This is a genomic window from Kitasatospora sp. DSM 101779, from assembly GCF_025655475.1.
Classification (GTDB): domain Bacteria; phylum Actinomycetota; class Actinomycetes; order Streptomycetales; family Streptomycetaceae; genus Kitasatospora.
The window spans coordinates 3,226,765-3,241,275 of sequence record NZ_JAHTIK010000001.1 but is presented as its reverse complement, the minus strand read 5'-3'; the positions used below and the strand labels follow the sequence as shown (position 1 = coordinate 3,241,275).

At 74.7% G+C, this 14,511-nt stretch carries 12 protein-coding genes and 1 pseudogene; 6 read left to right on the top strand and 7 right to left on the bottom strand.

From position 1 onward, the window contains the following. Window positions 1-1,026: pseudogene (locus tag KSNIM_RS14755) on the top strand (hypothetical protein); the annotation flags it as partial. A 22-nt stretch (window positions 1,027-1,048) separates the two neighbouring features. Here KSNIM_RS14755 and KSNIM_RS14750 read toward each other — a convergent pair. From KSNIM_RS14750 to KSNIM_RS14725, 6 genes are read right to left on the bottom strand one after another with little or no spacing between them, the layout of a single operon-like run. Continuing rightward, window positions 1,049-1,894, bottom strand: a complete 846-nt coding sequence (locus KSNIM_RS14750; protein WP_263107962.1) for an STM4011 family radical SAM protein — start codon at window positions 1,892-1,894, stop codon at window positions 1,049-1,051. A 44-nt stretch (window positions 1,895-1,938) separates the two neighbouring features. Next, window positions 1,939-3,264 carry an STM4012 family radical SAM protein gene (locus KSNIM_RS14745; RefSeq protein WP_263103675.1) on the bottom strand — a complete coding sequence of 442 codons (1,326 nt, stop codon included), beginning with the start codon at window positions 3,262-3,264 and terminating at the stop codon, window positions 1,939-1,941. Then, window positions 3,261-4,082 carry an STM4013/SEN3800 family hydrolase gene (locus tag KSNIM_RS14740; RefSeq protein WP_263103674.1) on the bottom strand — a complete coding sequence of 274 codons (822 nt, stop codon included), beginning with the start codon at window positions 4,080-4,082 and terminating at the stop codon, window positions 3,261-3,263. The genes KSNIM_RS14745 and KSNIM_RS14740 overlap by 4 nt, the downstream gene beginning before the upstream one ends. Before the next feature lie 17 nt (window positions 4,083-4,099). Beyond that, window positions 4,100-5,224, bottom strand: coding sequence for an STM4014 family protein (locus tag KSNIM_RS14735; protein WP_263103673.1), 1,125 nt, complete (start codon window positions 5,222-5,224; stop codon window positions 4,100-4,102). Window positions 5,225-5,227: 3 nt separating this feature from the next. Next, window positions 5,228-6,154 carry an STM4015 family protein gene (locus KSNIM_RS14730; protein WP_263103672.1) on the bottom strand — a complete coding sequence of 309 codons (927 nt, stop codon included), beginning with the start codon at window positions 6,152-6,154 and terminating at the stop codon, window positions 5,228-5,230. Between the two features lie 22 nt (window positions 6,155-6,176). After that, window positions 6,177-7,130, bottom strand: a complete 954-nt coding sequence (locus KSNIM_RS14725; protein ID WP_263103671.1) for an STM4015 family protein — start codon at window positions 7,128-7,130, stop codon at window positions 6,177-6,179. A 161-nt stretch (window positions 7,131-7,291) separates the two neighbouring features. Between KSNIM_RS14725 and KSNIM_RS14720 the strand changes: the two genes are divergently transcribed. The 3 genes from KSNIM_RS14720 (at window position 7,292) to KSNIM_RS14710 (ending at window position 9,825) form a co-directional block, all read left to right on the top strand. Continuing rightward, complete coding sequence (locus KSNIM_RS14720; RefSeq protein ID WP_263103670.1) at window positions 7,292-7,618, top strand: hypothetical protein; 327 nt, start codon at window positions 7,292-7,294, stop codon at window positions 7,616-7,618. A 62-nt stretch (window positions 7,619-7,680) separates the two neighbouring features. Continuing rightward, on the top strand, window positions 7,681-8,766 hold the full coding sequence (locus tag KSNIM_RS14715; protein WP_263103669.1) for a DUF6745 domain-containing protein: 1,086 nt from the start codon (window positions 7,681-7,683) through the stop codon (window positions 8,764-8,766). Between the two features lie 198 nt (window positions 8,767-8,964). Beyond that, window positions 8,965-9,825 carry a fumarylacetoacetate hydrolase family protein gene (locus tag KSNIM_RS14710; protein WP_263103668.1) on the top strand — a complete coding sequence of 287 codons (861 nt, stop codon included), beginning with the start codon at window positions 8,965-8,967 and terminating at the stop codon, window positions 9,823-9,825. A 129-nt stretch (window positions 9,826-9,954) separates the two neighbouring features. On the opposite strand, the gene KSNIM_RS14705 is transcribed toward KSNIM_RS14710, so the two are convergent. Then, window positions 9,955-10,731: a TetR/AcrR family transcriptional regulator gene (locus tag KSNIM_RS14705; protein WP_263103667.1), complete on the bottom strand. Its 777-nt coding sequence runs from the start codon at window positions 10,729-10,731 to the stop codon at window positions 9,955-9,957. A gap of 281 nt (window positions 10,732-11,012) precedes the next feature. On the opposite strand from KSNIM_RS14705, the gene KSNIM_RS14700 reads away from it, so the two are divergent. Further along, complete coding sequence (locus KSNIM_RS14700) at window positions 11,013-12,725, top strand: DUF885 domain-containing protein (RefSeq protein WP_263103666.1); 1,713 nt, start codon at window positions 11,013-11,015, stop codon at window positions 12,723-12,725. A 224-nt stretch (window positions 12,726-12,949) separates the two neighbouring features. Beyond that, entirely contained in the window at window positions 12,950-14,464 is a 1,515-nt protein-coding gene (locus KSNIM_RS14695) for an MFS transporter (protein WP_263103665.1), read from the top strand. Window positions 14,465-14,511 lie beyond the last annotated feature (47 nt).

Genomic DNA, 14,511 nt, shown 5'->3' with positions numbered 1-14,511 from the left:
GGCTTCCCGCCCGCGCAGCCGGCACTCCCCGGACAGCTCGCGCAGCCCGCGCCCGCGGGCCCGGTCGGCGTTCCGGCCCAGTCCGCGGGCCTGCCGGGCTTCGGGCCCTCGCCGGGGCCGGCCGGGCCCGTCGCGCCGGCCCCGATCACCCCGGCGCCGATCACGCCGCCGGCCCCGATCACCCCGGCAGCGGCAGCGGCAGCGGCGCCGGCCGCCTTGCAGGGGGCCCCGGCTGCCGGCGCGGAAGCACCGTCCGCCGTCCGGGAGTTGCTGGTGCGGCTGCGGGACCGGGCCGACGAGGCGCCCACCCCGGACGCGGCCGTCCACCTGCTGGAGTCGGTGGCCCGCGAGATGACCGCGCTGCTCGGCCGGTACGACCGGGACTCCCTCGCCGCCTGGCGGCAGCTCGGCGGCCGGCGGTGCGCCGCGGGCGACCCCTCGGGCGCCGTCCACCTGCTCGGCCAGGTCGCCGCCGATGCCGCGCAGGCGCTCGGCCCGGGCGACCCGGACACCCTGGAGGTCCGGCTGGAGCAGGCGCGGGCGCTGGGCGAGGCCGGTGACCCGTTCGGTGCCGTGCACCTGCTGCGGGAGGTGCAGCCGGCGCTGGTGCAGGCGCTCGGCCCGTACGACGCCCGGGCGCTCGCCTCGCAGGCCCGGCTGGCGCATGCCGTCGCGCTGACCGGTGACCTGGTGCCGGCCTTCGGCATGCTGCTGGAGCTGATCCCGGTGGTGCAGCACCACCTGGGCCCCGCCCACCCGCTGGTCGGCGAGGCGCGCTGTTCGCTCGGCCGGCTGGTGCCGCAGTGGCGTCGCGCGGCGGGCGGTGGCGGGCTGCCGCCGGTCGCGGCGGTCGCGATGGTGCACCGGCTGCTGGTCTGGGACTTCGCGTCCGACCAGGAGGCGGACGCCTTCCTCACCGAACTGGAGCGGGCCACCGGCCACCGCAGCCTGGCGGCCCGACTGGCCGCCGTACCGGAGGAGATGACGGCGGAGCAGGCCACCCAGCTGATGCTGGGCCCGGCCTGACCCGCGCCCCCTGCGGCGCGGGTCACCAGCCGTGCGGAATGCGCTCCAGGACGCCGCCGGCGAAGACGTCGTACAGCGGCAGGCCCTCCAGGTGGACGTAGCCGATGTGGCAGTCGCAGACCGGCAGCGGGCACGGTCTGGGCAGCAATCCGGCACGGTAGGAGCCGTCGTAGAGGTTGCCGAGCGGCGGCCGGACGAAGTGGCAGCGGCGGACCGTGCCGTCGCCGTCCACCGAGACCACCGACTCGCCGGTGCGGCAGGGGCGGCCGCCGCTCGGGTGCGGGTCGCGGCTCCAGCCGAACAGCGGGTCGACCGCCGTCCAGGCGGCGGCCTGCTCGTCGGTGTAGCTGCGGCCGTCCGCGGCGTTCACCCACAGATAGGTCGAGGCGGGCAGATCGGCCCGCAACTCCCTTGCCGCTTCGAGGTGTTCCGGCTCGCCGACGATGCCGACGCTGTGCCGCACGCCGAGCCCGGCCAGCTCGTGGAGCTTCGCCAGGAGGCGCCCGCGGTCGACCTGCCCCGGGTGGTAGGTGATCCACAGGGCCAGGGTGTCGAGGTCGGCCTCGGCCAGCCAGTCGGTGCGGCAGCTGAGATTGGTCTGGATCGCCACCCGGCGCACGTGCGGCAGGTGCGAGAGCCCGACGAGCGCCCGCCGGTACCAGGAGCGCACCAGGCCTTCGCCCCAGGGCGTGAACAGCAGCGACAGGGTGTCCCCGGTCTGCGCCGCCGCCCAGCCGGTGAACCGCTCCAGTGCGGCGCGGTCCGCCCGGAGCTGCTCGGGGCTGTCCCGCCGCTTGGCGAACGGGCAGTACGCGCAGTCGTAGTCGCAGGAGGCCAGTGGGCCGCGGTACAGCAGGGTGAGGTCCAGCGGCGTCTGCGTCGGACGCGGCCCCGGCATCCCCAGGTCGACGGTCACTTCGCCTCGTACGCGTCCATCGCGGCCCGCACCGCGGGCGAGAACAGCATCGGACCGACGGCGTCCGAGTGCGCCAGGCCCTCGGCGGAGAGCAGCAGCCGTCCGGGCGCCTCGGCGAGCCAGCCGCGGGCCTCGAAGGCGGCCAGTTCGGCGGCGAAGTCCTCGGCCGGGAGGGAGTCGAACCGCCGCCGGTACGAGGTGAGTTCGAGGCCCTCGGCCTGCAGCAGCGACTGCAGCAGGTGGCGGCGGCGCGACTCGTCGGCGTCCATCGACCGGCCGACCTCGGCCCGGGTGAAGTCCTCGGCGGCGACGTAGTCGTCGATGATGCCGCGCACCTCGCGGGCGTCCACCGCGTAGTCGAAGGAGTAGTGCAGGGAGGAGGTGTAGGAGCGGGCGCCGCAGCCGAGGCCGACCATGCCGTCGGTCTGGCAGGCGTACTCGCCGGCGCTCGCGGTGGCGGCGCCCGTCCGACGGAACATCCGCATCGACACCTGCTCGTAGCCTGCCGCCAGCAGGTGGTCCCGGCCGGCGCGGTAGAGCGCGAGCCGCTGGGCGTCCCACTCCGGCGAGGGCCCGTCGGCGGCGCGCCGGCCGAGGCCCGTCAGCGGCCGCACGTACAGCGGGTAGAGGTACAGCTCCTCCGGCTGCCAGGCGAGCGCGGCGTCCAGGGAGGCCAGCCAGCTGGCCTCGGTCTGGCCGTCGATGCCGTAGATCAGATCGATGTTGAGCACCGGGATGCCCGCCGCCCGGACGCGGCCGAGCGCCGCCTCCACCGCGGCGCGCTTCTGCGGGCGGACGGCCGAACGGGCCTCCTCGTCGAGGAAGGACTGCACGCCGAGGCTGAGCCGGGTGGTGCCCCGCTCGGCGAGGACGGCGAGCCGGTCGGCCGTCGCGGTGTCGGGGGAGGCCTCCACCGAGAGGGGGACGGACCGCAGGTCGGCGCCCATCCGCTGCTCGGCGATGTCGCAGAGCCGCTCCAGCTCGGCCGCGGTCAGATAGGTGGGCGTGCCGCCGCCGAAGGCCGCCAGCGCGAACCGGGCGTCCGCGTCCAGCGCGTCCCGCACGGCCGTGGCCTGCCGCTCCAGCGCGTCCAGGTAGGCCGTGGTCAGCCCCTCGGGGCTGCCGATCCGGGTGAACAGGTTGCAGAACCCGCAGCGGACCTCGCAGAACGGGATGTGCAGGTAGAGCGAGAGCGCGTGCTGTGGCTCGCCCGCCCAGAGTTCGCGCAGCGGCGGCCGCCCCGGCAGCGGCCGGTACGCGGTCTTGTGCGGGTAGGCGTAGACGTACGCCAGGTAGGGGGAGTCGGTCGTCACCGTGGTCATCGTCCGGTCTCCTCGGTGGCGGGCAGCACGAAGTGGGCGTACGGGACCGTCCAGACGACGGGGTGGCCCAGCCGGTGGCCGGTGTAGCCGTCCTCGCCGTAGCAGGTGCCGTGGTCGGAGCAGACGATCGCGAAGCACGGGCGGCGCCGGCTCATCGCCGCGAACAGCCGGCCGATGTGCGCGTCCACGTACTCCAGCGCGGCGGCGTGGCTCTCCCGGGTGTCGCCGTGCTCGCGGGTCGCACCGGGCAGGTGGAACCAGTTCGGCTGGTGCAGCGCCGAGACGTTGACGAAGAGGAACAGCGGCTGTTCGTCCGGCTGTTCGGCGCAGACCCGCTCGGCGCGGGCGACCTGCGCCTCGAACGAGGTCGGGGAGGGCACACCCATCTCCGGTGCCCAGTGGGACTCCTGGAACAGCCCCGGCAGCACCGAGCCCAGCGGGCCCTGCTTGTTGAAGAAGCCGACCCCGCCGATGCAGACCGTCCGGTACCCGGCGGCGGCCAGCGCCGAGGGCAGGTCGGGGGTGTCGAAGACCCAGGTGCGCGGCTCGGTCGTCTCCGAGCCGGCGAAGCGGGCCGCGAACAGCCGCGGGTGCGGGCCGTCCGGGCCGGCCGGGGTCGGCAGGAACCCGGCCAGCATCGCCTGGTGCGCCGCGTAGGTGAAGCTGCCGGGGGTGTGCCGCTCCTCCCACCGCCCGCCGGGCAGGTGCGCCGCCAGGTGCGGGATGCGTCCGGCCGCGGCCAGCTCCTGTGCGACGTCCAGGCGCAGCGTGTCCAGGGTGACCAGCAGCAGGTCGTGGCTGCCGATCACATCGTTCATGTCGGGTATGTGATGGTTCATCGGGGTGGTTCCGTCCGGGTGGTGCGACCGGGCTCCCGGTGGGGGCCGGTGTGCAGCAGTGCGGCGATCTGGGCGCCGTAGGTGTCCAGGCCCTCGGCGGGCCCGCCCGGCAGGCCGGTGAGGCCGGGCAGCAGGTCGCCGAAGGCGTTCACCTCGCCGACCACGGCGCCCCGCCAGCCGGCGGTCGGCAGGACGTCCACGCCGACCACGGGGGAGTTCGGGAAGCAGGCCGCGGCCCGCTCCGCCGTCTCCAGCAGCCGCGGCCAGGCCGGGCCGGCGGCCTCCCGGGCGAGCGCCAGGTCGCCGCGGGCGCCGCCCAGGTGCAGGTTGGTCATCGGGCGGGTGCTGGTGCGCACCACCGCGTGGGTGGCCCGGCCGGCGACCACGACCACCCGCAGGTCGGCCGAGCGGCCGCCCTGGGAGGCCTTGGGCACCCACTGCTCGACGTGCAGGCCGTCCGGCGCGAGCGCGTCGACCAGGGCCGCGACCTCCGCCGCGGTGCGGTAGCGGCGCACCCGCAGCGAGTTGTGCAGGCCGTCCGGCGCGAGCTCGGCCGAGGTGGTGGCCTGCACCTGGCCGCGCGGCCCGAACTCCAGGGCCACCACGCCGGAGGCCGAGGAGCCGTGCACCGGCTTCACGAACACCCTGCGCATCCGGGCGGCCGCCAGCCGCTCCACCAGCTCGGCCCAGCCCTGCGGCGGTGGCCCGTCGAGTGCAAGCGGCACCGGCACGCCGGCCGCCGCGAGCCGCCGGTGCGCGGACCGCTTGTCGAACATCACCGCGATCTCCGCCGGGTCGCCGAGCAGCCGCACCCCGGGCAGGGCCGCGAGGCCGTGCAGCGCCGCGCACACCCCGGCGTACCAGGCGGCGCCGCCCTCCACCCGGGTCGGCGCGTACCCGGCGCCGAGCACGGGCCCGCGCAGCAGCGCGTCCACCGCCGCGTCCTCGCCGGGCGAGTCGATCCGCAGGACGGTGCCGGGCGGCAGGGCGTACCGGCCGCGCAGCACGTCCAGCCAGGGCAGTACGGCGGGCTCGGGCAGGCCGGCGGCCCGCGCCGCCGCCGCGAACAGTACGACGCGGCGGTGGCCCGGGTTGCCGAGGACGGTGAGCCGATCGGTCATGGGCTACTCGGAGACCGCCACGTAGCGGTCCTCCTCGTCCTCCTCGTCCTCCGCCTCGGACAGGTCGACGTCGACGCCGGCCAGCGCCTCGGCGACCCGCTGCTGCATCTCCTCGGTGAGGTAGTGGTGGTGCAGGTCGAGGGAGGCGAGGTGGGTGAGCGGCTGTCCCTCCAGCAGGGCGGCGGCGCCCTCGTCCGTCAGCACGCCCATGCCGAGGGCGAGGTGCTCCAGCCGCGCCACGACCGGGGCCTGCGCGACGGCGGCGGCGATGTCGTCCTGGTACTCGCTGTTCTGCAGGCCGAGGCTGCGCAGTGCGGGCAGCCGGGTGGCGGTGAGCAGCGGCGCGATGTCCTCCAGGGTGTGGTCGCCGCCGTACTCGTCGACGCCGAGCCACAGGTCGAGCTCCTCCAGCACGGGGAAGTCGCACTCGCCGACGGCGCGCACCACCCGGGCCGGCAGGCCGCCCGACTCGAAGGCCAGCGACCGCAGGCGCTCGTGGCGGACGGGCCGCAGCCGCAGGCCGTTGCCGCCGCGTACGGCGAGGTCGGTCAGCCGGGGGAAGGACTCGAAGAGCGGGGTGATGTCGCACATCTCCAGCCAGGAGATCTCGCACTCCTCCGAGCTGACGTCGGCGACGAAGAGCGCCTCCAGCGCGGGCAGCCGGTCGGCGCTGTCGACGATCAGGCCGAGCGGGCCGTCCAGGCCGTCGTAGTCGCCGGCCCACCAGGCGCCGATGACGAGTGCGCGCACCCGCGTGGTGTCGACGGCGTCCAGGAAGCGCTGCCAGGCCTCGGCGAACTCCGTCTTGCCGCCGTACCGGTAGCCGAGGCTGATCCGCCAGGCGGCCGCCCCGGCGGCTGGCAGCTCCTCGCCCGCGTCCAGGGTGGTCAGCACATTGCACACGGGAAGCCCGTGAAAGGTCCTGCTCATCAAAGGCTCCTGCCTGTCCGGGTCACTCGGAGACGGCGACGTAGCGCCAGTTGTCGTCCCACTTCTGGGCGTCGGAGAGGTCGATCGCCACACCCGGCAGGGCCTGGCGCAGCCGCTGCTGCATCTCCTCGGTGAGGTAGTGGTGGTGCAGGTCGAGGGAGACGAGGTGGGTGAGCGGCTGCCCCTCCAGCAGGGCGGCGGCACCCTCGTCGGTGAGCGCGCCCATGGAGAGCGCGAGATGCTCCAGGCGGGCCACCACCGGGGCGTGCGCGGCCCGGGCGCAGACCTCGTCCTGCTGGGTGGTGTTCTGCAGGCCGAGCCGGCGCAGCGCGGGCAGCCGGGTGCCGGCGAGGAAGGGCGCGAGGTCGTCCAGCGTCCAGTCGCCGCCGTAGTTGTCGACACCGAGCCACAGCTCCAGGCTCTCCAGCGCGGGGAAGTCGCAGGCCGCGACGGACCGCACGACGCGGCCGGGCAGGCCGCCGGCCTCCAGCCGCAGCCGGCGCAGGTGCTCGTGCCGCAGCGGGGCGAGCTCCAGCCCGCCGTTGCCGTCCCAGTCCTCGCCGGCGCCGCGCACGACCAGCTCCTCCAGCCGCGGGAAGGACTCGAACAGCGGGGTGAGGTCGCACATCTGCAGCCAGGAGATCTCGCACTCCTCGAAGGTGATGTCACCGACGAACAGGGCGCGCAGCGCGGGCAGCCGGCCCGCGGCACCGGTGATCTCGGCGAGCGGGCCGGCGAGCGGCTCCGGCTCCTCCTGCGACCAGTTGCCGATCACGACGGTGGTGACCCGCTCGGCGTCGACCGCGCCGAGGAAGCGCCGCCAGACCTCGGCGAAGGTCCGCGCGTCGTCGTACTCCAGGGCGATGCGCCAGGCGGCGGCGTCGGCGGCGGGCAGCTCACGGCCGTCCTCCAGGGCGGCCAGGACGTCCACGACGGGCAGCCCGCCGAACTCCTCGATGTGCTTGCTGATCGCCATGCGCTGCTCCTGGGGACGTCCGGTCGGCCGGGTTCTGTCTACCAGGCCGCGCCGACACCGCCGCGTGAGGGGCCGCCCGCCGACGCGCTGTCAGAGCCGGGCCCTAGCTTTCCCCTCGTCGCGGCCGACACCCCGTCGGCCCGGAGCCGGGGAGAGCCCACATGTACCGCCAGGGTGACGTGCTGATCGTGCCGGTGGAGGAGACGGCGGTGCCGCGTGTGGTGGCCGACCTGCCGCCACTGCCGCGGGACGCCCGCGGCCGGTTGGTGCTGGCCCTCGGCGAGGTCACCGGGCACGCCCACGCGGTGGTCGGGCCGGGCACCCTGCGGCGGGAGGCCGGCCCGTTCGGCACCGCCTGGCTGCACCTGCCCGAGGGCGGCCGGGTGGTGCACGAGGAGCACGCCGTGATCCCGCTGCCCAGGGGCTGGTACCGGGTGGTGCGGCAGCGCGAGTACGTGCCCGGCGCCGTCCGCGTCGTGGCGGACTGAGCGTGGACCGAGCACGCACCGAGCACGCACCGAGCACGGACGGGACGAGGAAGGACAGCACGATGACCGACACCCTGCAGCAGAGCGCCCCCGCGGGGGCGACCGCCCGCTGGCGCGCCGCCGCGGCGGCCACCGGAGCGGCGGACCGCGTCGCGGCGGAGCGGGCGGTGCGCGCCGCGTACCGCGCCGCCGGACTGCCCGAGCCCGCCGAGGTGCGCTGGTTCGACTCCCCGTTCGCCGCCGTCCGGGCCGCGCTCGCGCTGCGCGCCGAGGGCGCGGTCGGCGTCCGCGAGGAGATCCGCACCCGCCCCTGGGGGCAGGTCCGCGCCCGGGTGCACGCACGGCTCGGCGCACCCGGCTGGGCCGAGCTGTGGGCGCTCACCGGCGGTGACCTGTGGACGCAGAACCAGGCACTGGCCGGCCGGATCCGCGGCGCCGTCCTGGACGAGCTCGCCCCCGAGGCCGACCCCGACGACGACACCGAGGTCCGCAGCCGGGCCCGGGCCGCCCGGACGGCCGTCCGGGTCGCCCTGCTCGACGCCGTCCTCGGCCAGCACGACGCGCCCTGGCTCGCCGCCTTCGACGCCGCCGGTGAGCTCGACGGGGCCGAGCTCGCCCCGCTCGCCGACGCCGCCCGGCAGACCGGCTGGTGGTGGCCGTACGAGCAGGTCGCGCTGATCGCCGAGCGGCCCACCGAACTGCACCGGGACGAGGCCGGCCGGCTCGACCGCGCCGACGGCCCGGCCCTCGCCTGGGCGGACGGCAGCGCACTGCACGCCTGGCGCGGCATGCCCGTGCCCGCCGACTTCCTGGACGGCCTCGGCGGCCTCACCGCGGAGCGCATCCGGGAGGAGGAGAACGCCGAGCTGCGCCGGGTGATGCTGGAGCACTACGGCTACGACCGGTACCTTGCCGAGTCCGGCGCCGAGCCGCTGCACCGCGACGAGACGGGGGTGCTCTGGCGGATCGTCCTGCCGGACGACGAGCCGGTGGTGATGGTCGAGGTGGTCAACTCCACCGCCGAGCCGGACGGCACCTTCCGCACCTACTGGCTGCGCGTGCCGCCGTCGACCCGCACCGCGCGGGCCGGGGTCGCCTGGACCTTCGGGGTGCCGGAGGAGGAGTACCGGCCGGAGCGCGAGACCTGACCGGCGGGGGCCGCGGCGGTGGTTGTCAACCGTACGGCCACCCGATTCCGGCCCTTCCGCGATTGTGTGAATTGATAGGAATTCGCCGAAGGTAACCCACTGGTTCGCAGGTCAGAGGCGTTGATATACCTCGGATGCATAGGGCGGAGAGGCGTGTGAGCTCCCGTCGACACGCGACGAACCAGGTGGTGACGGCCAGTGAAGCTCCTCCGAGTCGGCCCCGCGGGCGCCGAGCGCCCCGCGGTCCTCGGCCCCGACGGCACCGCGTACGACCTCTCCGGGCGCACCCGCGACATCGACGGCGCCTTCCTCGCCGGCCTCGACCGGGCGGCCGCCGCCGCGATCGCCGCCGAGGCGGCCGCCGGCGCGCTGCCCCGGATCGACCTCGACGGCCGGCGGATCGGCGCCCCGGTGGCCCGCCCCGGCAAGGTGGTCGGCATCGGCCTCAACTACCGCGACCACGCGGCCGAGGCCGGCGCCGCGATCCCGGCCGAACCGGTGGTCTTCCTCAAACCCAGCAACACCGTGGTCGGCCCGAACGACACCGTGCTCATCCCGCGCGGCTCCGAGAAGACCGACTACGAGGCCGAACTCGCCGTGGTGATCGGCCGCACCGCCCGCTACCTGGAGAGCGACGCCGAGGCGGCAGCCGTCATCGCGGGCTACACCACCGCCAACGACGTCACCGAACGCGCCTTCCAGCACGAACGCGGCGGCCAGTGGGACAAGGGCAAGTCCGCCGAGACCTTCACCCCGCTCGGGCCCTGGCTGGTCACCGCCGACGAGGTCGGCGACCCGCAGCGACTCCCGCTCAGACTCTGGGTCAACGGGGGCCTGCGGCAGGACGGCAGCACCGCCGACATGATCTTCCCGGTGCTGGAGACCGTCCGCTACCTCAGCCGCTTCATGGTGCTGGAGCCCGGCGACGTCGTCGTCACCGGCACCCCGGCCGGCGTCACCCTCGGCCACCGCGGCGCGTCCTTCCTGCGCCCCGGCGACATCGTCGAACTCGAAGTCGGCGACCTCGGCCGCCAACGCCAACTCCTCGCGAACGCCTAGGGAGTTGTCATCGAGGTGCCGGGTGGTCGGTCCAGGGCGCCGGGAGGTGCCCCCAGCGCCCCTACGAGGCATCCATGCGCCTTTGAAGACGTCTCCCGGGGGAGTGGGAGCAGGGGCGCCGCGAGAGGGTCAGACCCCGTTCGCCGGTGCCTCCGGGAGGAGCGCCCGCAGCCGCGCCACCAGCGCGGCCGCGGGCCCGTCCGGCCGCTCCAGCGCCAGGACCCCGGCCAGCATCCGGGCCGCCTGCCGGTCGTGCACCGCCGCCGCGGCGCTCATCGCGACGAACTCGTCCACCAGCCAGTCCCGCAGCGACTCCTTCGGGATCTGCCGGCCCTCGTCCAGCCAGCTCAGCGCGGACGCCTCCACCACGGAGATCCACGACCGCACCAGCAGGGTCAGCCGAGGCCCCGCCGTCCGCACACCGAGGTGCCGCAGCGTCCGCCTCAGCGCCACCCGCCGCACCTCGTCGACGATCGCCGAGGTCCGCGCCGTCTCCACCACCGAACCGCCGCGCAGCAGTGCGCCGTAGCCCGCCGCGTGCTCCGCCACGAAGTCGAAGTAGGCGTCCAGCACGGCCGACAGCTGCTCGGTCGGCGAACCCCCGCCGGCCACCGTGAACCGTCGGCTCAGCTCCTCGGCCGCACTGCGCAGCGCGGCCTCGTACAACTGCTGCTTGCCGCCAGCGAAGTAGCGGTAGACCAGTGGGCGCGAGGCGCCGGCGGCCTGCGCCACGTCGTCCAGCCCGACCTCCTCCGGCGGTCGGGAGCTGAACAGCTCCAGCGCCACCGCGATCAGTTGCTCCCGGCGCTGCTCGACCGACAGCCGGCGGTACCCGGTGCGGCGCGGTCGCTCCTCCGTCGGCGCGTCGGCGGGAGCGGCGGGGGGAGTCGCTGATCTGGCTGCCATGGCCGCCAGCCTAGGGCTTCGGCCCGCCGCGGGGGAGCGCCCGCACCGCCTGTTTCCGCACCTCGCCGCGTTGGTGCGGGGACAGTGCCGTGCCGGTGCCGTCGGCAGGCGGCACCGGTGCCGCCTGCCGACGGCACCGGCACCCTCGGCGCAGGTCCGTGCACGCCCGGTGACGCACTGCGCCGCCGCGTCCACACCGGGCCCGGCGGACCCTCCGTCAATCGTGCGAGCCCGCACCGAGAGGGTCTTGAAATCGCCGGATGCTGCGACAGGATGGCCGAATGGTCCAAGAACCGATCACCCCCGCTGTCGACGGCCCCACCCCGCGCCGTATCGCCGACGCCTACGTCCACGCCCTCGCCGACCTCGACCCGCTGACCGCGGTGTACCTCGGCCTCAACCCGGACGACGACCGCATCACCGACCTCTCACCGGCCGGCCGCGCGGCGCTCGCCGACCTCGCCCGCTCCACCCTCGCCGAACTCGACGCCGCCGAGGCCGCCGGTGCCGCCGACGACGAGGCCGAGCGGCGCTGCGCCCGCCTGCTCCGCGAGCGCCTCACCGCCGAACTCGCCCTGCACGAAGCGGGCGAGGAGTACCGCGCGGTGCGCAACCTCGGCTCGCCGGTGCACGACGTGCGCGAGGTGTTCACCCTCATGCCGACCGGCACCGAGCAGGACTGGGAGCTGATCGGCCGCCGCCTCGCCCGGGTGCCGGTCGCGCTCGGCCAGTACCGTGCCACCCTCACCGAGGGCATGGAGCGCGGCCTGCTGTCCGGCCCCCGCCAGGTCACCACCGTGGTCGGCCAGATCGGCGAGTGGCTGGAGGGCGAGACCCCCGGCGGCTGGTTCGGCGCGTTCGTGCAGGACGCCCCCGAGTCGCTGCGCGAGGGGCTGACCGCCACCGCCGTCGCCGCCTCCGACGCGCTCGCCGGTCTGCGCGACTGGCTGCGCGACGTGTACGGCCCGGCCGCCGCCGCCACCCCGGACACCGTCGGCCGCGAGCGCTACACCCGCTGGGTCCGCTACTGGACGGGTGCCGCCCTCGACCTCGACGAGGCCTACGCCTGGGCCTGGGAGCAGTTCCACGACCTGGACGCCCAGATGCGCGCCGAGGCCGAGAAGGTGCTGCCCGGCGCCACCCCGATGGAGGCGATGCACTGGCTGGAGACCGACGGCCCGGCGATCAAGGGCGAGGAGAACGCCCGCGACTACCTGCAGGGCCTGATGGACGGTGCCATCGCCGACCTCCAGGGCACCCACTTCGACCTCGCCGAGCCACTGCTGAAGGTCGAGTCACGGCTCGCCCCGGTCGGCAGTGCCGCAGCCCCCTACTACACCCAGCCCTCGCTCGACTTCTCCCGTCCCGGCCGCACCTGGCTGCCGACCCTCGGCCGCGAGTCCTTCCCGGTCTGGGACCTCGTCTCGACCTGGTACCACGAGGGCGTGCCCGGCCACCACCTGCAGCTCGCGCAGTGGACGTACCTCGCCGACCGGCTCTCGACCTACCAGGTCACCCTCGGCAGCGTCAGCGCCAACCTGGAGGGCTGGGCGCTCTACGCGGAGCGCCTGATGGACGAGCTCGGCTACCTCACCGACCCCGGCCACCGGCTCGGCTACCTCAACGCGCAGATGATGCGGGTGCTGCGGGTCATCGTCGACATCGGCATGCACGCCGGCCTGGACTTCCCGGCGGACTCCCCGTTCAAGCCGGGTGAGGCGATGCTGCCCGACGACGCCCGGGAGTTCTTCGGCCGGTACTGCGGCCTGTCCGCCGACTTCCTGGACAGCGAGCTGGTCCGCTACCTCGGCATGCCCGGCCAGGCCATCGGCTACAAGCTGGGTGAGCGTGCCTGGCTGACGGGACGGGCCGCCGCCCGCGCCGCCGCCGAGTCCCGCGGCGAGGAGTTCGACCTCAAGGCCTGGCACATGGCCGCTCTCTCCCAGGGCTCGCTCGGCCTCGACGACCTGGTCGCGGAGCTCTCCGGGCTCTGACCGCCGCCGCTCGCAGCCCCGGTCCGGGGTCGCACCGGCCCGGCCCGCCGCGGCGGGCCGGTGCGACCCGGGGCCTCGGCCGGAGGGCGTCGGAGGTTTAGGACTTTAGTCCCAATTCCGACATTTACTGACAAAAAACCTTGCCCCTCGCCATCCCGAGAGATTCCCTGGGAGGAGCGCTGCGTGCGCCCTTCCCACCAATCCCCTCCGGAAGGCGGCCCACGGTGTCCCTCCAGCACGCACAGGACGAGCAGGCGGTCGACCCCCGTCGCTGGTGGGCCCTGGCAGTCATCGCCATCGCCCAGCTGATGATCGTCCTCGACGCGACGATCGTGAACATCGCCCTGCCCTCCGCCCAGAAGGACCTGGGCATATCCGACGGCAACAGGCAGTGGGTCATCACGGCCTACACCCTGGCCTTCGGCGGCCTGCTGCTCCTCGGCGGCCGGATCGGCGACCTCTTCGGCCGCAAACGGACCTTCCTGATCGGCCTGCTGGGCTTCGCCCTGGCCTCCGCCATCGGCGGATTCGCCACCGAACCCTGGATGCTGTTCGGCGCGCGCGCCCTGCAGGGCGCCTTCGGCGCACTCCTCGCACCCTCCGCGCTGTCGCTGCTCTCCACCACCTTCACCGACGCGAAGGAACGCGCCACAGCCTTCGGCATCTTCGGCGCCCTCGCCGGCGGCGGCGCCGCGATCGGCCTGATCATGGGCGGCCTGCTCACCGAGTACCTGAACTGGCGCTGGTGCCTGTTCGTCAACATCCCGATCGCCATCGGCGCAGCGCTCGCCGCCTATGCCCTGCTCAAGCGCGACCACGTCGCCAAGGGCCACCGCGTGAGGCTCGACCTGCCCGGCGCCGTCCTCGGCTGCGGCGGCCTGCTGCTGATCGTGTTCGGCACCTCCGAGGCCGTCTCCCGCGGCTGGGGCGACTGGCTGGTCCTGGCCTCGCTGTGCATCGGCGTCGCACTGCTCTTCGTCTTCGTGCTCTTCGAACGCCGCACCGACCACCCGCTGCTGCCGCTGCACATCGTCTCCGACCGCAACCGCGGCGGCGGTGCCATCGCCGTCGGCATGGCCGTGATCGGCATGTTCGGCCTGTTCCTGTTCCTCACCTACTACATGCAGGTGGTCAAGGGCTTCTCGCCGGTCATGGCGGGCGTCTCCTTCCTGCCGATGACCGCGGCCATCATCATCAGCGCGACCGGCATCGCGGCCAACCTGATGACCCGGATACCCTCGCGGGCACTCGTCGTCCCCGGCCTGCTGCTCGGCGCGGGCGGCATGGCCTGGCTGACCCAGATGAAGGTCGACAGCCCGTACGCGACCATGGTGCTGCCCGCCGAACTCCTGCTCGGCTTCGGCATGGGCCTGGTCTTCATGCCCTCGCTGAGCCTGGCCACCCTCGGCGTCGCGCCCAACGAGACCGGCGCGGCCTCCGCCATCATCAACAGCGCCCAGCAGGTCGGCGGTTCGATCGGTGTCGCACTGCTCAACACCATCGCGGCCAGCGCCACCGCCACCTGGCTGGCCACCCGCAACGCGGCCGATCCGCTCGTCCTCAAACAGGGCCAGGTGCACGGCTACGCGATCGCCACCTGGGTCGCGATGGGAATCCTGCTGGCCGCCGCCGTCATCGCCTTCCTGATGATCGACCACAAACCGGCGCCCGGCGAGGCCCAGCACGCCGCGGCCGAACCGGCCCAGGCCGCCGCCCGCCCCGCGGCCGAACCGCACTGACAGCACCCCCCCGGGCCCGGCGACACGCCGCCCCGGCCCTGGACTCC

Excerpts from the sequence above, each read along its gene's own strand:
- KSNIM_RS14740 (WP_263103674.1), bottom strand. The coding sequence starts at position 4,082 with ATGAACGATGTGATCGGCAGCCACGACCTGCTGCTGGTCACCCTGGAC.
- KSNIM_RS14705 (WP_263103667.1), bottom strand. The coding sequence starts at position 10,731 with ATGGCAGCCAGATCAGCGACTCCCCCCGCCGCTCCCGCCGACGCGCCG.
- KSNIM_RS14735 (WP_263103673.1), bottom strand. The coding sequence starts at position 5,224 with ATGACCGATCGGCTCACCGTCCTCGGCAACCCGGGCCACCGCCGCGTC.
- KSNIM_RS14700 (WP_263103666.1), top strand. The coding sequence starts at position 11,013 with ATGGTCCAAGAACCGATCACCCCCGCTGTCGACGGCCCCACCCCGCGC.
- KSNIM_RS14725 (WP_263103671.1), bottom strand. The coding sequence starts at position 7,130 with ATGGCGATCAGCAAGCACATCGAGGAGTTCGGCGGGCTGCCCGTCGTG.
- KSNIM_RS14745 (WP_263103675.1), bottom strand. The coding sequence starts at position 3,264 with ATGACCACGGTGACGACCGACTCCCCCTACCTGGCGTACGTCTACGCC.
- KSNIM_RS14730 (WP_263103672.1), bottom strand. The coding sequence starts at position 6,154 with ATGAGCAGGACCTTTCACGGGCTTCCCGTGTGCAATGTGCTGACCACC.
- KSNIM_RS14720 (WP_263103670.1), top strand. The coding sequence starts at position 7,292 with ATGTACCGCCAGGGTGACGTGCTGATCGTGCCGGTGGAGGAGACGGCG.
- KSNIM_RS14715 (WP_263103669.1), top strand. The coding sequence starts at position 7,681 with ATGACCGACACCCTGCAGCAGAGCGCCCCCGCGGGGGCGACCGCCCGC.